At 34.3% G+C, this 22,273-nt stretch carries 21 protein-coding genes, 1 riboswitch and 1 other annotated feature; of the genes, 18 read left to right on the top strand and 3 right to left on the bottom strand.

What is annotated here, in order from left to right:
- Window positions 1-99 precede the first annotated feature (99 nt).
- Window positions 100-1,401, bottom strand: a complete 1,302-nt coding sequence (locus BTM29_RS11150; RefSeq protein ID WP_076617724.1) for a replication-associated recombination protein A — start codon at window positions 1,399-1,401, stop codon at window positions 100-102.
- 102 nt (window positions 1,402-1,503) lie between these two features.
- Here BTM29_RS11150 and BTM29_RS11145 point away from each other — a divergent pair, with 102 nt between their 5' ends.
- Window positions 1,504-2,106: a DUF1054 family protein gene (locus BTM29_RS11145; protein ID WP_076617720.1), complete on the top strand. Its 603-nt coding sequence runs from the start codon at window positions 1,504-1,506 to the stop codon at window positions 2,104-2,106.
- A gap of 66 nt (window positions 2,107-2,172) precedes the next feature.
- On the opposite strand, the gene rpsD is transcribed toward BTM29_RS11145, so the two are convergent.
- On the bottom strand, window positions 2,173-2,781 hold the full coding sequence (rpsD, locus tag BTM29_RS11140; protein WP_076617717.1) for a 30S ribosomal protein S4: 609 nt from the start codon (window positions 2,779-2,781) through the stop codon (window positions 2,173-2,175).
- Between the two features lie 321 nt (window positions 2,782-3,102).
- On the opposite strand from rpsD, the gene BTM29_RS11135 reads away from it, so the two are divergent.
- The 12 genes from BTM29_RS11135 to thiT all read left to right on the top strand — a co-directional run bounded on the left by BTM29_RS11135 (window position 3,103) and on the right by thiT (window position 16,921).
- Complete coding sequence (locus tag BTM29_RS11135; protein ID WP_076617713.1) at window positions 3,103-4,791, top strand: septation ring formation regulator EzrA; 1,689 nt, start codon at window positions 3,103-3,105, stop codon at window positions 4,789-4,791.
- A gap of 78 nt (window positions 4,792-4,869) precedes the next feature.
- Entirely contained in the window at window positions 4,870-6,015 is a 1,146-nt protein-coding gene (locus BTM29_RS11130) for a cysteine desulfurase family protein (RefSeq protein ID WP_076617710.1), read from the top strand.
- 24 nt (window positions 6,016-6,039) lie between these two features.
- Entirely contained in the window at window positions 6,040-7,257 is a 1,218-nt protein-coding gene (thiI, locus tag BTM29_RS11125) for a tRNA uracil 4-sulfurtransferase ThiI (protein ID WP_076617706.1), read from the top strand.
- A 40-nt stretch (window positions 7,258-7,297) separates the two neighbouring features.
- Window positions 7,298-7,493: a binding site (T-box leader), on the top strand.
- 52 nt (window positions 7,494-7,545) lie between these two features.
- Window positions 7,546-10,194, top strand: coding sequence for a valine--tRNA ligase (locus BTM29_RS11120; RefSeq protein ID WP_076617702.1), 2,649 nt, complete (start codon window positions 7,546-7,548; stop codon window positions 10,192-10,194).
- 66 nt (window positions 10,195-10,260) lie between these two features.
- A complete protein-coding gene (locus BTM29_RS11115; RefSeq protein WP_076617699.1) occupies window positions 10,261-11,511 on the top strand; it encodes a bifunctional folylpolyglutamate synthase/dihydrofolate synthase in 1,251 nt (416 codons plus the stop codon).
- A gap of 19 nt (window positions 11,512-11,530) precedes the next feature.
- Window positions 11,531-12,169: a RadC family protein gene (gene radC, locus BTM29_RS11110; protein ID WP_076618946.1), complete on the top strand. Its 639-nt coding sequence runs from the start codon at window positions 11,531-11,533 to the stop codon at window positions 12,167-12,169.
- A 93-nt stretch (window positions 12,170-12,262) separates the two neighbouring features.
- A complete protein-coding gene (locus tag BTM29_RS11105; RefSeq protein WP_076617694.1) occupies window positions 12,263-13,264 on the top strand; it encodes a rod shape-determining protein in 1,002 nt (333 codons plus the stop codon).
- A 42-nt stretch (window positions 13,265-13,306) separates the two neighbouring features.
- The gene (gene mreC / locus BTM29_RS11100) at window positions 13,307-14,170 is read left to right on the top strand and encodes a rod shape-determining protein MreC (protein ID WP_076617691.1); all 864 of its coding nucleotides are present in this window, start codon (window positions 13,307-13,309) and stop codon (window positions 14,168-14,170) included.
- Window positions 14,170-14,712, top strand: a complete 543-nt coding sequence (gene mreD, locus BTM29_RS11095) for a rod shape-determining protein MreD (RefSeq protein ID WP_076617686.1) — start codon at window positions 14,170-14,172, stop codon at window positions 14,710-14,712. The genes mreC and mreD overlap by 1 nt, the downstream gene beginning before the upstream one ends.
- A complete protein-coding gene (locus BTM29_RS11090; protein ID WP_076617683.1) occupies window positions 14,709-15,371 on the top strand; it encodes a septum site-determining protein MinC in 663 nt (220 codons plus the stop codon). Before mreD ends, BTM29_RS11090 begins: the two co-directional genes overlap by 4 nt.
- Before the next feature lie 2 nt (window positions 15,372-15,373).
- Window positions 15,374-16,174 (top strand): septum site-determining protein MinD, encoded by an 801-nt coding sequence (gene minD, locus BTM29_RS11085; protein WP_076617679.1) that lies wholly within the window; start codon window positions 15,374-15,376, stop codon window positions 16,172-16,174.
- A 26-nt stretch (window positions 16,175-16,200) separates the two neighbouring features.
- Window positions 16,201-16,299: riboswitch (TPP riboswitch) on the top strand.
- A gap of 49 nt (window positions 16,300-16,348) precedes the next feature.
- Window positions 16,349-16,921, top strand: coding sequence for an energy-coupled thiamine transporter ThiT (gene thiT / locus BTM29_RS11080; protein ID WP_076617675.1), 573 nt, complete (start codon window positions 16,349-16,351; stop codon window positions 16,919-16,921).
- 92 nt (window positions 16,922-17,013) lie between these two features.
- Here thiT and BTM29_RS11075 read toward each other — a convergent pair whose 3' ends face one another.
- On the bottom strand, window positions 17,014-17,133 hold the full coding sequence (locus BTM29_RS11075; protein ID WP_076617671.1) for a DUF4044 domain-containing protein: 120 nt from the start codon (window positions 17,131-17,133) through the stop codon (window positions 17,014-17,016).
- A 233-nt stretch (window positions 17,134-17,366) separates the two neighbouring features.
- Here BTM29_RS11075 and mraZ point away from each other — a divergent pair, with 233 nt between their 5' ends.
- The 5 genes from mraZ (at window position 17,367) to mraY (ending at window position 22,261) form a co-directional block, all read left to right on the top strand.
- Entirely contained in the window at window positions 17,367-17,798 is a 432-nt protein-coding gene (mraZ, locus tag BTM29_RS11070) for a division/cell wall cluster transcriptional repressor MraZ (RefSeq protein WP_076617666.1), read from the top strand.
- A complete protein-coding gene (rsmH, locus tag BTM29_RS11065) occupies window positions 17,788-18,738 on the top strand; it encodes a 16S rRNA (cytosine(1402)-N(4))-methyltransferase RsmH (RefSeq protein WP_076617661.1) in 951 nt (316 codons plus the stop codon). The genes mraZ and rsmH overlap by 11 nt, the downstream gene beginning before the upstream one ends.
- 16 nt (window positions 18,739-18,754) lie before the next feature.
- Entirely contained in the window at window positions 18,755-19,126 is a 372-nt protein-coding gene (ftsL, locus tag BTM29_RS11060) for a cell division protein FtsL (RefSeq protein WP_076617657.1), read from the top strand.
- A gap of 143 nt (window positions 19,127-19,269) precedes the next feature.
- Complete coding sequence (locus BTM29_RS11055; RefSeq protein ID WP_225972203.1) at window positions 19,270-21,285, top strand: penicillin-binding transpeptidase domain-containing protein; 2,016 nt, start codon at window positions 19,270-19,272, stop codon at window positions 21,283-21,285.
- 10 nt (window positions 21,286-21,295) lie between these two features.
- A complete protein-coding gene (gene mraY / locus BTM29_RS11050; RefSeq protein ID WP_076617650.1) occupies window positions 21,296-22,261 on the top strand; it encodes a phospho-N-acetylmuramoyl-pentapeptide-transferase in 966 nt (321 codons plus the stop codon).
- Window positions 22,262-22,273 lie beyond the last annotated feature (12 nt).

The following is a 22,273-nucleotide window of genomic DNA, read 5'->3' as shown; positions in this document are numbered from 1 at the left end:
TTTTCATTTGGTGAATAAATCAAAAATTTTCTATTTCTATGAGTCCATAAATTATATGCTAATGCTAATAAAAAAATTATGAAAATTAGCATTAAAGTTTTAATTGCCATTCTTATTATCACTCCGTTTTGCCTTTATTTTTAAATCACTAAGTTGATCCATTCGTATTTTCAGTGCTTGTTCATATTTACCCGTTGAATTTGGCGTATAGTATTTTGTATTTACCAAATTATCTGGAAGGTATTGTTGATTTACCCATGCATTTGGATAACTATGGGGGTATTTGTAATTTACACCATGACCAAGCTTTTTTGCCCCACTATAATGTGCATCTTTTAAGTCATCAGGGATATGTGTTGCTTTACCATTTCTAACGTCAGATAGTGCAGAATCAATGGCCGCCATTCCAGAATTTGATTTTGGACACAGACATAGATCAATTACAGCATCAGCTAATGGAATACGTGCTTCAGGAAGACCAACCATTTGAGCAACTTGTGCGGCCTGTACGGCTCGAGAACATGCTTGAGGATTTGCTAGGCCAATATCTTCATACGCGCACACTAGAAGCCTTCTGATGACTGTGGTGAGCTCTCCGGCTTCTAATAGTCTAGCCAAGTATAACAATGCAGCGTCTGGATCGCTACCACGGATAGATTTTTGAAAAGCAGAAATGACATCATAGTGGCTATCACCATTTTTGTCGGCTGAAATAGCCTTTTTCTGAACTGATTCCTCGATAGCTTGTAAGTCTATATGAATTACGTCGTCTTTTTTCTCAGTTGATAGAACAGATAACTCTAGCCCGTTCAAAATACTTCTTAAATCGCCGTTTGTTGAGTTCACCAGTAATTCTAGTGCATTATCATCCAATTTAACTTTATAATTTCCGAGACCATTTTCTTTGTCCTCTAAAGCTCGTTTGACTGCTTGTTTTAAGTCAGTAGGTTCTAAGGGCTTTAATTCGAAAATTTGAACTCTAGAACGAATAGCAGGACTAATATTGATATATGGGTTTTCAGTTGTGGCACCTATCAAAATAATCGAGCCACGTTCTAATAAAGGTAGTAGAAAATCTTGTTTGGTCTTGTCTAGTCGATGAATTTCATCAAGAAGTAATACGACAGTTCCACTCATTTTTGCTTCTTCGGCAACTATTTGTAAATCTTTTTTGCTGTCAGTGGCAGCGTTTAATTTTCGAAATGCGTATTTGGTACTACCAGCTATGGCGCTGGCGATACTTGTTTTGCCAATACCAGGTGGTCCGTATAGAATCATTGATGATAGCATCTTGGCGTTTACCATTCTACGAATAATTTTATTTGGACCCACTAGATGTTGCTGGCCGACGACTTGATCGATATTCGTCGGTCTCATACGATATGCTAGTGGTTTTTGCATGTTACCTCCTATATAGTACAATAAGTATATTCTACAACAGCTAATGAATAAAAACGATATTGAAATCATGGTTCATAAATAAGCAATGGAAGGTAGTCAGTTATGTTTGATAAGAGTGATTTTGACGTATTTAATAATGATACCTTATCTGGACGTTTAGCACTAATTAAAGAAAATTTAGATCCTAAATTTGAAATATTTGGAAATAAATTACTTGATAGTCTTGAAAAGAAATACAATGATACATTTTACTTAAAAATTGCTAAACATCAAAGAAGAACTAAAAATCCGCCACCAGATACATGGTTGGCAATTAATTTGGATAAAAAAGGATATAAGAAGACACCACATCTAGAGTTGGGATTGTGGCCGGATCGATACTTTATAACGTTCAGTCTTCTAGCAGATGCATATAAGCGACCTAATTATTATCCATTGATTAAATCATGGAATAATAAAATAGTCGATGAAAATTGGATGGTATCAAACAATCATACAATAGCGGAAATGAATAATCCCAATAGTTATTCTTCGACTGTCGACAGGTATTCAAAAATAAAATCTAGTGATTTTGTAATAGGGTATAATCTTCTGAAAGATTCCAAAGAGGTTAAACAGGGGAATTATGATAAATTATTATTTGATAAATTCATGAATTTAAGTGAATTATTAGTTCAAGCAAATAAAGAGGTCGCGGAGAAATAATCCGCGACCTCTTTTATTAATTTTAATAAAAAAAACATCCACATAAAGTGAATGTTTTGAGAAATATTAAAGAATTTGGTTGTAGTATTCAACAATTAGAGATTCATCAATATTTGGTTCTAACTCATCACGTTCTGGGTTACGTACTAGTGATCCTGTCAATGTGTTATCATCGAAGTTAACAAAACCAGGACGACCAACAACATTTTCAAGGTTAGCTTTAACAATAGCTAAGTCCTTTGACTTTTCACGAAGGCTGATCTTTTGACCAATTTTAACTTCGTATGATGGAATATCAACACGTTTGCCATCAACTGTGATGTGACCATGGTTAACAAGTTGACGAGCTTGTGGACGTGAGCTTGCTAAACCTAATCTATAAACAACGTTATCAAGACGTGTTTCAAGAAGAACCATCAAGTTAACACCATGGATACCATCAAGCTTACCAGCACGGTTAAATAGATTACGGAATTGACGTTCGTTAACGTCATACATGAAACGTAACTTTTGCTTTTCAGCTAATTGTTGACCGTATTCTGAAACCTTACGACGATTGTTTTGGCCATGTTGACCAGGAGCATAGTTACGACGAGCGATTTCCTTACCTGTACCTGAAAGTGAGATTCCTAAACGACGTGATAATTTCCAACGTGGGCCTGTATATCTAGACATAAATAAATTCCTCCAAAATTTTGTATGGAGTAAAATAATTAACAAGAGTTTAACATTCGTGCAGTTACCGCTACAATTTTCACCACATGCAGCCGTAGGTTACTAGTTGAACAAATGTCGGTAACTGTTGACGTTCTTGCCACTCTTTGCTGCATATTTTACACGAAGACTAGTGTACCGTGATTGCTATGCAATGTCAAAAGAATTTTTTGGCCCAATATTTAAAACTTTATTATGAAAGATGATTATATTAAATAGTATAGTTGGTTCTCTGGTATAATTCAGGGTATATGATATTGAATCATTATTAGGGGTGTTAAAGTGTCGATAATTATTATTGGAATAATCTTAGTAGTTTTGATCTTTCTTTGGTATATGTGGTTTCTCCAAAAGAGAAATGCAAGTACTTTAAATTCGTATAAACAAAGAGCCGATGAATTAAAGAAGGACAAACTTACAGATAAGTTAAGAAAAATAGAAGATATGAATCTTACAGGTGCTAGTCATGATCAATTTAGCAACTATAAGACTGACTATCAAAAACAATTAAACGATGTAGTTCCGTCCATTTTGACAGAGATTCGTAGTGCGGAATATAAAAATACTCAGTTTAATGTATTTGGCTCCGCAAAAGAATTAAAAAAAGTTGATGGTGATCTAACTCAATTAAAGGAAAACATTGATGGTATTTCAAGTTCATTGGATGAGTTATCAAAAAGTGATGAATTGAATGCTACCCAAAGTGAGGCACTTCAACAATCATACGAGGATTTACGCAAGAAAATTTTGACTCAATCATTTAATTATGGATCAGCTGCGGAGAATCTTGAGGATGAATTGAGTGAGATTGCTGAATTGTTGGATAAAGAGGCCCAATTAACCAAAAAGGGTGACCATATTGAAGCTGGACAGTATCTGGATGATGTAAAAATCAAACTTGGATTAATAACTGATCAATTAAAAGTTATTGAACCACTTTATCATGAGTTAAGTGAGGTTTTCCCAGGTCAAATTGAGGAAATCAATACAGTTTATCAAAAACTTTTGAATCAACAATTCAATTTTGAAGAAGATATTGAATCATTGATTAAGAATATTCAAAATAGTCTGGATTTAGCAAATTCTGAATTAGGTGACTTGAATTTTGATTACGTTAACAATACTAATGAAGAAATACGTCAGGGAATCGATCACTTGTATGAAGTTTTAACACAAGAAATTGATGCTAAACAAAGTGTATTGAAGCAACAAAAGCCAGTTTTAGATTACATTAATCACGCAAAGTTCCAACACAATAGTCTGGACAATCGTGTACAGAAACTAAGTATCAATTATATTTTGAATGATGATGATGTTAAGAAATTTAGCAACAACTTGGCTGAGTTGAATGACATTAGATCTCGTTATGATCAAGATGTTCAAAATATTGCTGATAAAAGTTCGATTTTTTCAAAAGCCGAGGAAGACTTCAAATCAATAGTTTCGAAGTTAGATGATATTGAATCAAGTGAGAAATCAATTAATGATAATATGAATCAAATGTTGTCTAGTGAAAGAATCGCTAGAAATAGTGTAGAAAAGTATGCAAAACGATTAGAGATTCAAAAGAAAATTGTTGAACAGCTTCGTTTGAATGGTTTGCCAGATGATTATTTAGATTACTTCTATATGGTATACGATGAAATAACAAAACTTTATAATGAGTTAGACGCTGACTTAATAAATATGGAAGATATCAGTAAACAAGTGATTGTTACACAAGAGGATCTTGAAAATTTAATTCAAAAGACAACAGATTTGAAAATGAACGTTTTATTGGCCGAGAAGCTGCTACAGTATGCTAATAGGTATGACAATAAAGATGCTGAATTCACTGACCAATTGGGCAGAGCACGTTCATTATTCGATGATGAGTATGAATATTCTCAAGCGGTTGAAACAATTTCAGCAGCTTTGGAGCGTGTTGAAGCTGGTTCTGTTAAACGAATAAAAGAAACAATTAATGCATAATTTTATATTTTGAGTTATCTTTAAAGTAGTAAAAAAAATTAAGGCCTTTAAGGCCTTTTTATTTTGGTGGGAAAAAATATGATTTATTTTGATAATAGTGCAACAACAAAAATTGAGGAATCAGTCCTCAAAACATATAATGCAGCCAGTTTGAATTATTTTGGTAATCCTTCTAGTTTGCACAAGCTAGGTTTAAAAGCATACGAATTGCTTGAAACCTCAAGAAAGCAGATTGCTGATTTGATGGGATTTAAACCGTATGAGGTAGTATTTACAAGTGGTGGTACTGAGGGTAATAATTGGATCATTAAAGGAACTGCTTTTAAGAAACGTGAATTTGGCAAACATATTATTACAAGTTCAATTGAACATCCTTCTGTTATGAATTCGATGCATCAACTTGAAAACTTGGGATATGAAGTGACTTATTTACCAGTTGATAAGACTGGTCATGTGAGTGCTAAAGACTTGAAAGAAGCTATTAGAGATGATACTATTTTGGTCTCAATAATGGCTGTAAACAATGAAATCGGTTCAATCCAACCAATTCACGAAATTGGACGTATTTTGGATGATTATCCAAATATTAGTTTCCATGTAGATGGTACGCAAGCAATTGGTAAGAATATCGAAGACAAGTTCATTGATCCTCGTGTAGATTTCTATACATTCTCTGGACATAAGTTCCACGCTCCACGTGGAATCGGCTTTATTTACATGAAGGCTGGTAAACAATTGGAACCACTTATGTCTGGTGGCGGACAAGAAAAAAATTTGAGAAGTGGTACAGAAAATACACCTGCAATTGCTGCTATGGCTAAGGCTTTACGTCTATTGAAAGAAAACGAAGCACAAAAAGCTGAGAAGATGAGTAAACTCAAGACTGAATTGGTTGAGCATATTCAAAGCTTGCCAAATACTCACGTATTCTCAAAACTATCCGATGATTTTGCACCGCATATAATTTGCTTTACCATTGACGGTGTTCGTGGTGAGACGGTTGTACATACGTTTGAAAGTCGTGATATTTATATTTCAACAACGAGTGCATGCTCATCCAAAAAAGGATTAGAGTCCAGTACATTGAAAGCTATGAGTACACCAGAAAAGGTTGCTACTAGTGCCGTTCGTGTCAGTTTGGATGAAAACAATACTGAAGAAGAAATGCAAGAATTCATTAAGAACTTAGATGAAATTCATGAGCATTTTCAGATTTTAAACTAGAAACAAAAAATTTAGGAGAATTAAATGGAATATACTGAAATTATGGTTCGCTACGGTGAACTATCAACAAAGGGTAAAAATCGTAAGAGTTTCATTGATCGCTTACACGGAAATATTGCTAAGGTTTTGAAAGAATATCCTGATCTAGTAATGAGACCACATCGTGATCGTTTGCATATCCAGTTGAATGGTGAAAATGCAAAGCCAATTATGGAAAAGTTAAAGAACGTTTTTGGTATTCAAACTTTTTCTTTGAGTGTTAAGGTTTCTCACGATTTTGATGACGTTAAAGCAAAGGCTATCGAAATGATGCATGAGGCATACAAGCCTGGCATGAGTTTTAAGGTTGGTACTAAACGGTCCGATCATTCATATTATTTGGATACTAACCAAGTTAATTTACAACTTGGGGATGCAATTTGTGATGAGTTCCCAGGGATCGATGTTGAGATGAAACGTCCTGATATCAAAATTTCTGTTGAGGTACGTCAAGATGGAATCTATCTATCATATCTAACTGTCAAAGGTGCCGGTGGATTACCTGTTGGTACTGCTGGAAAAGCTATGTTGATGTTGTCTGGTGGAATTGATTCACCAGTTGCTGGTTATTTAGCTATGAAGCGTGGTGTTGATATTGAGATGGTTCACTTCTTCAGCCCTCCTTATACATCAGAGCAAGCTTTGAATAAAGCCAAGGAATTGACTAGTAAGTTGACAGCCTTTGGTGGTAACATCAAATTTATCGAAGTGCCATTTGCAGAGATTCAAGAAACAATCAAGGCTGGCGTTCCAGAAGGATACTTGATGACTATCCAACGTAGATTCATGTTGAGATTAACTGATTTACTACGTGAAAAAGAAAATGGATTGGCAATCTTCAATGGAGAAGCAGTTGGTCAAGTTGCTTCACAAACACTTGAGAGTATGGCAGCAATAAACGATGTTACAACAACACCTATTCTACGTCCGGTTGCTACAATGGATAAGACTGAAATCATTAGACTTGCTGAGGATATTGATACATTTAATCTTTCTATACAACCATTTGAGGACTGTTGTACAGTTTTTGCTCCACCAAGTCCTAAAACTAGACCTAATACTGAAAAGACTCGTAAATTTGAGAGTTCACTTGATGTTGATGGATTGATAGAGCGTTCATTAGCCGGAGTTAAGATCACGACTATCGAACATGGAGATCATTTCATGGAACAAGAACAAGAAGATATTAGTAGTTTATTGTAAAATTTGTTTGACGTAATACGTAATATGTTTTATTATCAATTCAACAGCTTTGATCAGGAGTGTTAAATAGGTTAGATCAAAAGAGAGTGCACGTTAGCTGAGAAGTGCATGGTTGAAATATTTAATTGTTACCTGTGAGCTATCAAAAGTCGATCGGGCCACCGTTATCTGTTGAGAGGAGAGTCTATTTTAGTAGATTCTCAATTTAGGTGGTACCGCGAGCATTCGTCCTATATGGGATGGATGCTTTTTTTGTACTTTAAAGACAATTTATGGAGGATGAACTTTATGAGAGAAATCGATATGGATACCAAATATAATCCCAAAGAAGTTGAAGAAGGACGTTATCAAACCTGGCTTGATGAAGATCTATTTAAGCCATCTGGTGACAAAAAAGCAAAACCTTATTCAATAGTTATTCCACCACCAAATGTTACTGGTGTACTTCACTTAGGACATGCCTGGGACACAACAATTCAAGATACATTGATTCGCTACAAACGTATGCAAGGATACGATACTTTATATCTTCCTGGAATGGATCATGCAGGTATTGCTACACAAGCTAAAGTTGAAGCAAAGTTGCGTGAACAAGGTATTTCAAGATATGATCTTGGCCGTGAAAAATTTGTTGACGAGGTTTGGAAGTGGAAGGATGAATTTGCTTCTATTATTAAAACTCAATGGGGCAAATTAGGTCTTTCTTTGGATTATTCTCGTGAGAGATTTACGCTAGATGAAGGATTATCAAAGGCAGTTCGTAAGGTCTTTGTTAAGCTATATAACGAAGGCTTGATTTATCGTGGTGAGTATATTATAAATTGGGATCCACAACTTCAAACAGCTTTGTCAGATATCGAAGTTATCCATAAAGACGATAAAGGCGCTTTTTATCATGTAAAGTACCCTTATGCTGATGGTTCAGGTTTCATTGAAATTGCTACTACACGTCCTGAGACAATGTTTGGTGATATTGCTATTGCAGTTAACCCAAGTGATGAAAGATATAAGGATCTTGTTGGTAAAGAAGTTATTGTTCCACTAGTAGATCGTAAAGTTCCAATCATTACTGATCACTATGTTGATAAAGATTTTGGTACTGGTATGGTTAAAATTACACCAGCACATGATCCTAATGACTTCTTAGTTGGTAATCGTCATGACCTAGAGCGTATTAACACAATGAACGCTGATGGAACAATGAATGAAAACGCCGGAAAATATGATGGTATGGATCGTTTTGACGCACGTAAAGCTATGGTCAAAGATCTTCAAGATGGCGGATATATGTTGAGTATTGAACCAATTGTTCACAGTGTTGGTCACTCAGAACGTTCAGACGCTCAAGTTGAACCAAGACTATCTACACAATGGTTCGTTAAGATGAAACCACTTGCTGAATTGGCTTTAAAGAACCAAGAGGGCAGTGATAAGGTTAACTTTGTTCCTGAACGTTTTGAAGATACATTTAAGCAATGGATGGATAATGTTCATGATTGGGTCATTTCTCGTCAATTGTGGTGGGGACATCAAATTCCTGCCTGGTACAATAATGATACTGGAAAAATGTATGTTGGTGAGCAAGCTCCTGAAGACATTGAGAATTGGACACAAGACAGTGATGTTCTTGATACATGGTTCTCAAGTGCTCTATGGCCATTTTCTACAATGGGTTGGCCAGATGAGAATGCAAGTGACTTCAAACGCTACTTCCCAACAGATACATTAGTAACTGGATACGATATTATCTTCTTTTGGGTATCAAGAATGATTTTCCAAAGTTTGAAATTTACTGATAAGCGTCCATTTGAGCATGTTGTTATTCACGGTTTGATTCGTGATGAACAAGGGCGTAAAATGAGCAAGTCATTGGGTAATGGTATTGATCCAATGGATGTTATTGAAAAGTACGGTGCTGATGCACTTCGTTGGTTCTTAATGAATGGTTCAACACCAGGACAAGATACACGATTCAGTTATGACAAGATGGATTCAGCCTGGAACTTTATTAATAAGATCTGGAATGCCAGTCGTTTTGTAATTATGAATCTTGATGATGACACTCCAGCAATGGATGATTTAACAAAGGTTACAAGTTATGATTTATCAGATAAATGGATCTTAGCTAAATTAAATCAGACCGTTAATGAAGTAAATCGTTTAATGGATAAATTTGAATTTGGTGAAGTCGGACGTACACTTTATAACTTCATTTGGAATGATTTCTGTGATTGGTATATCGAAATGAGCAAGGCAACACTTACTGGTGAAGATGGAGAAGCTAAAAATCAAAAGAGAATGATTTTGACTTATGTTCTTGATAAGATTTTAAGATTGATGCATCCAACTATGCCATTTGTTACTGAAAAAATCTGGTTATCAATGCCACATAATGGTAAGTCAATTTCATTGGCTTCATATCCAGAAAATCATGAAGAATTTAATGATGAAAAAGCCATGAATGATATGGATATTTTAATTGATCTAATTAAGTCAGTTAGAAAGATTCGACTTGAAGCAAATGCACCATTATCAAAAGCGGTTGATATTTTGATTAAACCTCAAAATGATGAAATTAAAGATATTTTGATCAATAACACAGAATATGTAAATCGCTTCTTACATCCAAAGGAATTGAAAGTTGAAACTGATTTAAAAGCTCCTGCATTGGCTATGACTGCAGTTACTAATGGCACAGAAGTTTATATTCCGTTGGCAGAATTAATTGATCTTGATGAAGAAATAAGTCGTCAAGAAGAGGAATCTGCTAAAATGGATAAAGAAATAACTCGTTTAGATAAAAAATTGTCAAATGAAAACTTTGTCAAAAAGGCACCTGAAAAAGTTGTCGCTGAACAAAAAGAAAAATTGGCAGATTATCAAGCTAAACAAGAAAAAATCAAACAACGTATTAGTCAATTAAAAGCAAACAAGTAATAAAATTAATTAGGGGGAAAGACATAGTTATTTGTCTTCCTCTTTTTTTGTTAAGAAAGGTATAAAATGCTGAATAGTTATCAAGAAGCAATCAATTATATTCATTCTCTACCTAAATTTCATCGTACAAATAGTTTGGATAGGATAAAATCTGCTTTAAAATGTTTGAATAATCCACAAAATGATTATCCAACGATTCATGTTACGGGAACAAACGGTAAAGGTAGTACTTGTAATTATTTATCCAACTTATTAGAAGCCGATGGTTTGCGCGTAGGGATGTTTACATCACCATTTATCAAAGTATTCAATGAAAGAATACAGATAAGCCATGAAATGATAAGTAATGATGATTTATTGAGTCTTACGAATGAAATAGTTTTGAAGAAGGGCAGTATAGAATTATCCGAATTTGAATTTGTTACGTGTTTGGGATTTTTGTATTTTAGAAATCGTGTTGATGTAGCAATTATCGAGGTCGGTATTGGTGCCGCACATGACAAGACTAATGTGATCAATCCTGATGTATCTATTATTACATCTATCGAAATGGATCATGAACAATTGATTGGGCCAACACTGCAAGATATTGCGATTGAAAAATCTGGAATTATCAAAGAGAATACGCCTCTGGTAACAGGATTATTACCTGATTCTGTACGAAATATAATTTTGAATCGAGCTAATCAATTAAACAGTGATATATTTGAATATAATCATGAATTAAAAATTAAGAATTTAGTAATTGATGATTTCAAAATTCATTTTGAATTTAAAGATGTTAAAATTGAGTGTGCTGGGATTGAGAAAACCTCTGCAATAAATGCTTTGGTTGCAATTCAGGCATTTATCTGTTTTGAAAAAAAATATAATCGTGAATATGATTTAGAGAAAATAGTTAAGAATATTGATTCAAGACAAATTCTTGCAAGATTACAAGTTGTACAAAAAAATCCACTGATTATCCTAGATGGCGCGCATAATTTGGCAGCAATTGATAATTTAATCAATTCTTTAATAACAAATGAGCCTAATAAAGATATAATTGTTTTGTATGCTGGAATGAAGGACAAAGATAGATCTGATATTTTGGAATTTATGTCTAATAATACAAAAGAAATCTTTGTAACTACGCTAGATATGCCACGCGCAGCAAAAGAAGAGGATTACGATTTGAGTAAATATTCAAATATTTCCTATGTTGAAGATTATTTACAGTATTTGGATATGAATAAGAAAAAATTAATGAGTAATCAAATTCTTTTGGTAACAGGATCGTTTTACTTAGTTTCAGAATTAGAAACGTATTTTGTATGATTTTCTCGTAATTTTTAGTATGATGTTAAACTTAAGAGAAAGAATTATACGAAATGGTGTTAAGTCTTTAGAAACAACAGAGTTAATTGCTGTAATATTAGGTAATGGTACTAAAGAACAAAATGTAATGGAAATTGCGAATAGAATCACTTTCAAATCTAAGAATTTAAGATTTGATATGAATCAATTGTTAAATGAACAAGGAATTGGTATAGCTAAGGCTTGTATGATTCTTTCGGCATTAGAATTGGGCGAAAGAAAATTAGAAGCTGATACTATGTTGAATCAAATTGTTGATACGTTGAGTTTGAATAAACATTTAATAAAAAAAATTGGAAACTCACCACAGGAAAAATTAATAGCTATCTATTTAGATAATGGGTATCACGTTATAGAAGAGAAAATAATTTTTATTGGAACCGCTGACACTGCAACTGTGCATCCACGAGATATTATCAGAGAAGCGTTGTATGTTTCAGCGACGCAGATAGTGATTGCACACAATCATCCAAGTGGGCAATTACAACCGTCAGAAAATGATAAAATTTTTTCTTTAAGATTATTTAAATGCTGCCAGTTAATGGGAATTAATTTGATAGATCATGTTATCGTTACAAAAAGTGCTTATTTTAGTTTAAAATCAGAAAAAATAATTTAGGTATGTCATTGGACTACTTTAAATTGGCTTTTTATATGATATAATTTTTGATAGCGTAAAATGTGGTGTGTACTTTAAAGGAGAGAAAATAAATTGTTTGGTATTGGATCAAAAAAGTTAGGTATAGACTTAGGTACAGCTAATACTCTTGTCTATGCTGAAGGTAAAGGTATCGTTTTAAACGAGCCGTCAGTAGTTGCAAAGAATAATAATACTGGAGAAATTGTCGCTGTTGGTTCAGATGCCAGAGAGATGATTGGTCGTACTCCAGGAAGCATATCAGCTATTCGTCCTATGAGAGATGGTGTTATAGCTGATTACGATACAACAGCAGCAATGATGAAGTATTTCATTGAAAAAAGTGCTGGTAATTCCAAACCTTCTGTTATGGTATGTGTGCCAAGTGGCGTTACAGAAGTTGAAAAGAGAGCTGTTATTGAAGCTACTCAGCATGCGGGTGCTAGAGAAGCCTATGTAATTGAAGAACCTTTCGCCGCAGCCATTGGTGCAGGACTTCCAGTTATGGATCCAACAGGTAATATGGTTGTTGATATTGGTGGTGGAACTACCGATGTAGCCACTATTTCACTTGGTGGTATTGTCTCATCACGTTCTATTAGAGTTGCTGGTGATAAGTTTGACGATTCTATATCATCTTATATTAAAACAAATTTCAATTTACAAATTGGTGAAAGAACAGCTGAAGATGTTAAAATTCAAGTTGGTTCTGCATCAATTGAAAAAGCTAAAGAGCTTGAAACAATGCAAATTCGTGGTAGAGATTTAGTTACAGGACTTCCAAAAACAATTCAATTGACTGGTGAAGATATCGCTACATCTATTCATGATGATGTTCAGGAAATTATCGAAACAATCAAAGAGACTCTTGAAGAGACATCTCCTGAGATTGCTGCCGATGTAATTGACCACGGGATTGTACTTACTGGTGGAGGAGCATTGTTACACCATTTACCAGAAGTAATTTCTGAGGCAACTGGAGTTCCAGTATTCATTGCTCAAGACCCACTAGATTGTGTAGCTATCGGTACTGGAGAATCACTTAAAAATATCGATGTAATGCGTCGTCAAAAATAAGCGGGTTGACCCCGTTTTTTTTGTTTACTGTAGGAGGAAGCAATGCAAAAGTTTTTTTCAAACAAAAAGTTGATTATTTTAATGGTAATTCTTATCGTGACTTTTGGACTTTTAGCGGTGACGGTAAATATTCGAGATAACAAAAAGACTCCTCCTGCTATTCAGCAAGTGGGGAATGATGTTGTTAGTGTTGTAGGTGGTGTGTTTGCTTATCCGACAAATGCGGTTAAGAGCGCCTCATCAGAATTTTCTGATTTGTATAATACATATACAGAAAACAAGCACTTGAAATCTAGAATTGATGAATTATCACAAAATCAAGTCAAATTAAAAGTTGTTCAAGAAGAGAATAAAAAATTAAAGCAAGAACTTAAATTGAACTCTACTTTGACAGATTATTCGACAATTAATGCCTCTGTTTTGTCACGTTCACCAAGTAGTTGGCAAAGCTATTTAACTATCAATCGTGGAAGTAGTAGTGGATTGAAGAAGAATATGCCAGTAATGTCTGGTAAGGGGTTAATTGGACGTATTATTGAAGTGGACAAAATTAGTTCTAAGGTTGAATTGATTTCTACTAATAATGAATTAAATGATAAATTTGCTTCTGAGATTTTAGATGATAATAATAATGCTGTTACAGGTGTCGTAAGCCGATATGATAGTGATTCAGGTAAATTAGTTATGGAAAATGTCAATAACACTAAGAATATCAAAAAAGGTCAACGTGTTATGACTTCTGGACTAGGTGGAGTAACACCACGTGGATTATATATTGGTAAAGTGTACGGAATTAAGAAAGATAACTATGGTATGACTAATTCCGTTTATATAACACCAGCAGCTGAATTAAGAAACTTCACTGTTGTAACAGTTATTAAGTCATCGGTTAGTGGTGAAAAATAATGAATATCAAAACTAGAAAGACTGTTGGACAAGTTATATTTTTGTTACTGGCTTTTTATCTTGATGGACTAACTAAGTGGGCATTCTTAAATAATATTAATAAGGGAAATTTCTCAATTCTTCCACAAGTAATGTTGATGGCAATAGTCTTATTATCAATGAGAATTGATAATCGTCGTCAGTTGTTGATTTATGGAATAGTTTTTGGAATCATGTATGATTCATATTATTTTGGAATCATTGGATTGTATACTGTACTTTTGCCATTAATAATGATTGGAATTGATCACTATAAATTCCTTTTTATTAAAGCAAATATAGGATATGAAATGTCCATTTATTTCTTGGCATTAACATTTTTACAAACAGGTATTTATGTCTTAGAAAGACTACTTCAGCAGACAAACACTGATGTCTTAGACTTCATTACCTATGTATTGGGACCAACCTTGCTTTGGAATATGATTGCCTTTTTCATATTATATGTTCCGTTGGCTAATCTTAGTGATTGGTTGGTCAAATATCGGAGGGAAAATAAATGAGTAACGTCACCCTTAAAGGTAGTAAAGAGGGATTTGTTGTAATTATTAATGATGGAAGTGACTTCGAACAATCTTTGGAGGATCTGAAAGCGTTGATTCTTAAGCAGAATATCGGGTCCATTGATGATGACGTGATTCAATTTACTATCAAAACGGGTAACCGTCTTTTAACCGCTGCACAAAGGAAAACAGTCAAAACAGTTTTTAAAGATTATCCCCAAATTGAAATTAAGGATATTATTTCAAATGTTGAGGATAAAGATGAGGTTTCTAAGTTATTAAAAGATAACAAAATCAATGTTGAAACTGGTATTGTTCGAAGTGGTCAAAAGTTAGAGTTCGAGGGTGATGTATTATTTCTTGGAGTTTTACATGAGGGAGCAAAAATCTCTACAACAGGTTCAATTTATATTTTGGGCCAAGTTAATGGAATTGTTCAAGCTGGTTATCCAGATAATACTAATGCAGCCATTTTTGGTAATTTAAAAAATGCCGCACAGCTTCGAATTGCTGATGTGATTGAAATCGTTACAGAGGATAATGCTGATAAATTAGCTAATCATCAATTTGCATATATTGATGAGATGCATTCTATCAGTGTTGATGATTTGCAAGATTATAAAGAGATTATGAATGAATCTAGAAAAAGGACGGGTTAGTTATGGGGATATCTATTGTTGTAACGTCTGGTAAAGGCGGCGTTGGTAAGACTACGACTACAGCTAATGTTAGTTCCGTCTTGGCAAGCCTTGGTAAAAAGGTTTGTATGGTTGATCTTGATATTGGATTAAGAAATTTGGATGCAGTATTAGGATTAACGAACAGAATTGTTTATGACATTGTTGATGTCGCTCAAAATCGAGTTGTCTTATCTCAAGCATTAGTGAGAGATCCGCGATTTGAAAATAATCTATACTTGTTGGCAGCTTCACAGTTTGCCGATAAATACGTTTTGGATCAAGATTCAGTTAAAAGAATAATTACATATTTGAAACAACGGTTTGATTTTGTAATGATTGATTGTCCAGCTGGTATTGAGTATGGATTTCAAAATGCAGTAACTGTAGCTGATGGTGCAATCGTTGTTACAAATCCAGAATTAGCGTCAGTCAGTGATGCTGATCGTGTTGTTGGTATTTTGGAGAGTATGAAAATGCCAATAACACCACATTTAATAATTAATAGAGTACGTAAAAATATGATTAACGAGGGAACCTCGATGAGAATTGATGATATTGTTAATCATTTGCGTATCCCATTGTTAGGTGTAGTTGTGGATGAAGATGAGGTTATTGCGGCTTCTAATTCGGGAAGAACAGTTATCTCAGACAAAAACAGTGATGCCGGACATAGTTATAGAAACATTGCTCATAGAATGTTGGGCGAGAATGTTTCATTGGATCTTTTTAACGATACCAAAAAAACTGGATTCTTCAGCAAGTTATTTGGTAGAGGAAAGTAGTCATGGTATAATGAAACAAAGTGAATAGTCAACACAGGGGGAGCCTTTGGCTGAGAGTGATTAAATTCAGACCCTTTAAACCTGTTATGTTAATACATGCGTAGGGATAGTGTTGTTCAAGTATATAAAACTCGAACTCTCTTGTGATGACTGAAATCAGAAGGGAGTTTTTTTGTGTCAAAGAATAATAGTTTAGTAGTCTTAACTGAGGGGGCTATAATAGTTGCCGCAGCTCAGGCACTTTCATTTGTACCACATGATTTAGGAGTTTCCTCGATCCAGGTGGAATATGGTCTAATCCCAATGGCCATTTATGCGTTAAGACGTGGAGTTAAACCAGGACTGATGGCTGGATTTGTATGGGGTATTTTAGATTTGATTTTAAAGGGATTCAGTAGTGGTGGCTTTCTTAATCCATTGCAAGGACTCGTTGAGTATCCATTGGCCTTTGCGGCGGTTGGTTTAGTTGGAATTGGAAGTTTGCAGGTCAAATCACGAATAAAAGATAATAAAAGTGCATTGGGATTGATAATTATGTATTCCGCACTAGGATTTTTAGTTAAGTACTTCTTACATTTCTTGGCAGGTGGTATTTATTGGGGAGCATATGCACCAAAAACAATGAATCCTTGGATCTATTCATTAGTGATAAATGGTGGTAGTTTTATCGCAAATATGATTATGATGTTAGTGCTATTAGTAGTGTTGAGTCATGTGTTCAAGCGATTCATAATTGCAAAAGATTGAAATATGCAGATCAATTTAAAAAGGTTCCAATATTCACAAAAGTGAATACTGGAACCTTTTTTGATACTCGGAAATTGTCCGCATTTTATTTTTTAAATAAAGCTCATTACTGATCCGAGAACTACACCGCCAATAGTTACTAAAATCATTAACCATACAACAATTTGAGTGATTTTAGTTAAAGTACTTTTAGGCTTTTTTTCATCGTTCAAACCTTCCACCACCTAGTTTTCATATAGTGAAATGGTACTTCACATACAAAAAATATGCAACAATTCTATTTTTAAGGATTATTTTGTGGGAAATACCCCCACCGATTATATGTTGTAAGAACAATGTGGTAAACGCTTTTTGAAAGTGCTTAACCATTTATCCAATATCAAGTGGTTAATTGTGGTGATTTGTGGTAAATTAAGAAGTGTTAAAGAATTGAGGCGAACTGTGGATGTTTATGGGAGAATATCATCACACCATTGATAGTAAGGGCCGAATAATTATTCCCGCAAAATTCCGTAAGGAAATTGGGAATGTTTTTGTGATTACACGTGGTATGGATGGATGTCTCTTTGGATATTCTATGGATCAGTGGGAGAAACTTGAATCACAATTGGACAAGTTGCCCCTTACTAAAAAAGACGCTCGTTCCTTCACTAGATTTTTTTATTCTGCAGCTGCAGAGGTAGAATTTGACAAGCAAGGCCGGGTGAATTTGTCGACATCTTTAACTGAATTTGCTAAATTAAAAAAGAATTGTGTGGTAGTTGGTGTTTCAGATAGAATTGAAATCTGGGATGAAAACAAGTGGAGTGAATTCAGCCAACAAGCCGAAGACAATTTTGAAGAAATATCGGAGAAAATGACAGACTTTGACTTCTAATGAATTTACACATAAAACAGTTTTATTAAAAGAAACAATTGATGAAGTTAATCCAAGGGACAATGCGATTTTTGTTGACGCTACGTTTGGTCGCGGAGGTCACACTAAAGAACTACTTAGCAGAATGAATAACAGTACTGTTTACGCTTTCGATAGAGATGAAACAGCCATTGAAGCTGGTAGGATTATTCAAAATAGTCCAGAGATTATCGGTAATAATAAACTAGTATTGATTAGAGACAATTTTGAAAATATGAAAGAGCGCTTAAATGAAATAAATGTTATGCAGGTTGACGGTATAGTTTATGACTTAGGCGTTTCTTCACCTCAATTTGACGATGCCATACGTGGTTTCAGTTATAAAAAAGAAGCACGCTTAGATATGCGTATGGATCAGCGTCAGGAATTAGATGCCGAAAAAATTGTTAATGACTGGTCATATAATGAATTGGTAAGTATTTTTTATAAATATGGTGATGAGAGCTTTTCTAAGCAAATTGCGAGATCAATTGAACGTATTAGAGAAGACCATCGAATTACATCTACCGTAGAACTTGCTGATATAATCAAAAATGCTATTCCGGCTGCTAGACGACGTACTGGTGGACATCCTGCAAAAAGAGTTTTTCAAGCAATTCGAATTGCTGTAAATGATGAATTGGGTTCACTTGAAAAATCCTTGGATCAAGCAATTTCATTATTAGCTTCAAAGGGAAGAATTAGTGTGATTACTTTTCAATCTAAAGAAGATAGAATTGTAAAACATATATTTAAGGAAAACTCTGAGATAGATTTACCAAGAGGATTACCTGTTATTCCAGATAATTTACAACCACCTCTTAAACAAATTACAAGGAAACCGATTTTGCCAACTGAAGAAGAATTAGATGTAAATAATCGTGCTCACAGTGCAAAATTGAGAGTTGTTGAAAAGATTTAGTCATGGAGAACTCATTATGAAGGAAAGTACAGCCAGAAATCTTACAGATTATGAAGCAGTAGAACAACCAAAGTTCAATCCTGCTAAAGATCCACAGCCTGCTAGAAAACATAAAGTTGCATTATCAAAATTAGAGGCCACACTAATAGTTGGACTCGGCTTTTTGACATTGGCTTTAATGGTCAGTCTGGTAAGTATTAAGGTTTCTATGACTTCAGCTCAAAATAGTCTGGATAATATTACAACGGAAATAACTAAAGTAAATACTAATAATATAAACTTACGTCAGGAAATTTCTGAGATGACGAGTTATGATCGTCTCTCAACTTTTGCTAAAGAACATAATTTAAAAATGAGCAACAAGAACGTAAGGAATGTATCAAAATGAAGTCTAAAAAGAATTTAAATAAGGCAAGACGCAATCATAAAGTTGTTGGTTTTTTTATTTTGATTGTGACTGCCCTTTTTTTTGTTATCGCGATATGGAGATTTTCTTCAATATCAACGAGTAAACAATATAATGGTATAAATTTGGAACAAAGAACCAAAATGAAGTATCAAAGAACTTCGAAAGTTAATGCTAAACGTGGAGATATATTAGATTCTAATGGAGATATGATTGCTGGTGATTCTAGTATTTATAATATCTACGCTGTTTTAGATAAGTCGGCTAAGACTGCATCTGGTAAGTCTAATTATGTTGCTAATAAACAAAAAACGGCAAAAATTCTAAGTAAGTATTTGCCATTATCTAAAAAACAGGTATTAAAATATTTAAATCCTGACAATAAGAAAACTTATCAAGTTGAATTTGGTCAATCCGGTCGTGGACTGTCTATTGAAATTAAAAACAAAATAAAAAAAGCTAATTTAACAGGGATCCATTTTGTTGAATTACCTTCAAGAGCTTATCCTAATGGTGTTTTTGCCACAAATCTTGTTGGTATTACGAAGGCGGATGACGCTAACGATAAGAATAGTAATATCAGTGGTGTTATGGGAATTGAAAAATATTTTAATAAAATGTTATCTGGTAAAAACGGTAAAAGGGTAACCAAGGTTGATTCGAAGAATAATGAATTGCCTGATTCCCAAGTAATTGAAAAAAGTTCAGTTGATGGTTCGAATATATATCTAACTCTAAATAGTAGAATTCAACAGTATACAGAGATTCTAGCACAGGAAATATCTGATAAATATGCACCAAAAAATTTACAGGTTATTGTTATGAATGCTAAAACTGGTGCAATTGAAGCTGCGACTCAAAGACCCACTTTTAATCCAACAACAGGTAAGGGATTATCTAATAGTTGGAGAGATACTTTAGTTGAGGATCAATATGAGCCTGGTTCAGTGATGAAGATATTGACGCTTTCAGCCTCCATTGACTCTGGTAATTATAATGGTAACGAATTGTATAAATCAGGATCAGTTGAAGTTGGCGGACGAACAATAAATGACTGGAATAATGCTGGATGGGGATACATCCCAGTTTCTGAAGCATTTCCAAGGTCATCTAACGTTGGTATGGTACATCTTGAACAAGAAATGGGTTCAAAAACTTGGTTGAAATACATGAAGAAATTCGGAATTGGCCAAAAGACAGGAATTGAATTACCAGGTGAAGTTGCTGGAAGTATTTCCTATGAACATTCCAGTGATCAAGCTATGACGTCGTTTGGACAAAGTGTTAACGTCAATGCAATTCAAATGCTACAAGCGTTTTCTGCAATTGCCAATAACGGACAAATGATTAAGCCTCATATAATTCAAAAAATAGTAGATCCTACTACTGGTAAAACTACTAAGAAATATTCACGTGATGTTGTTGGTACACCAATTAAAGCAAGTACAGCCAAACAGGTTAAAAAGGCGATGAGACAAGTTGTTACAAAGAATTATGGAACTGGTCTTGTTTATAATGTACCTGGTGTAAAGGTTGGCGTTAAAACTGGTACCGCCCAAATCGCGTCACCTAGTGGTGGTTATATGACTGGATCAAATAATTATGTTTTCTCAGTTGCAGGAATGATTCCATATGATGATCCAAATTATATTGTTTATATAACAATGAAGCAGCCACAACAAATGACTGAATCTCCTGAAAAGATATTATCGGAGATATTTAATCCACTAGTCAAAAGACTAGTAAGTCAAGGTAAAGCATCAAGTAACACGGCTGATTCTGGTAATCAGTATGTAAGTATTCCTAGCTTATTGGATGATACAACTACAAAGGCTACTGAACAGATACAAAAATTAGGGCTACTTTCCGGTGTTATTGGTACTGGTAGTGAAGTTGTCCAACAGCTTCCAGCAAGTGGAGAAAAAGTTATGCCAGGGCAAAGAATAGTACTATTAACAAATGGTGCTATGACGATGCCTGATTTGACTGGCTGGTCCAAAAATGATGTATTGAAATTTGCAGAGGTTTCGGGAGTACATGTAACCACTAAAGGTGATGGATATGTAACAAGTCAGTCCGAAGAAGCCGGTAACGTAATTAATGACAGTGGTAAAATTATAGTTACTTTAAAAAATAATTAAGGGGATTTTTATGGAACTTAGTCACATTGTTATAGATATTGCTAGTGCAGCTGCGATAGTTGCTATCTTGATGCCGTTTTTAATCGGTTATCTAATTTCACATAAAGAGGGACAATCAATTCGTGAAGAGGGTCCTAAATGGCATGAAAAAAAATCCGGTACTCCTACTATGGGAGGTCTACTAATTATTTTAGCCATGGCCGTTACAAGTATTTGGGTCGGTGCTTGGCAAGGACAGTTAACTCATTCATTATTGATCACAACTTTGGTAATAATTTTATATGGTTGTATCGGATTTATTGATGATTTTATAAAAGTATTTAAGAAGAGAAATCTTGGTTTGAGGGCATGGCAAAAGTTATTGCTTCAAATTATTGTCGGAATAATATTCCTGTACGTTTATAGTAATGATCAATTGCCATTCAACTTTACGATTCCCGGTTTGTTTTCAGTCGATTCAGTTGTAATTTTCACATTGTTTACAATGTTTTGGCTTGTCGGATTTTCAAACGCTACTAATCTTACCGATGGACTTGATGGCTTATTAGGTGGATTAGGAACAATTTCATATGCTACATACGGAATTATCTCTGTTTATCAAAATCGTATTGATTTAGCAATTGTTTGTTTTTCCGTGGTTGGTGGTTTACTAGCATTCTTAGTATTCAACCATAAACCAGCCAGGATTTTTATGGGTGATGTTGGTTCATTAGCTCTTGGAGCTGGATTAGCTGCTATTTCAATACTATTAGGTCGTTATTGGTCACTATTGTTGATTGGATTAGTCTATGTTATTGAAACAGCAAGTGTTATTTTACAAGTATTTTCATTCAAAGTTTTTCATCGTCGTATTTTTAAAATGACACCTATTCATCATCATTTTGAGATGTTAGGTTGGAATGAATGGAAAGTTGATATTGTATTTTGGCTTGTTGGTTTAGTTTGTTCAGGAATTTATTTAATTTTATTTATTTAGGAAGTTAATTAT

The organism is Companilactobacillus allii, assembly GCF_001971585.1.
GTDB lineage: Bacteria > Bacillota > Bacilli > Lactobacillales > Lactobacillaceae > Companilactobacillus > Companilactobacillus allii.
This window is presented reverse-complemented; position numbering and strand designations above follow the sequence as displayed.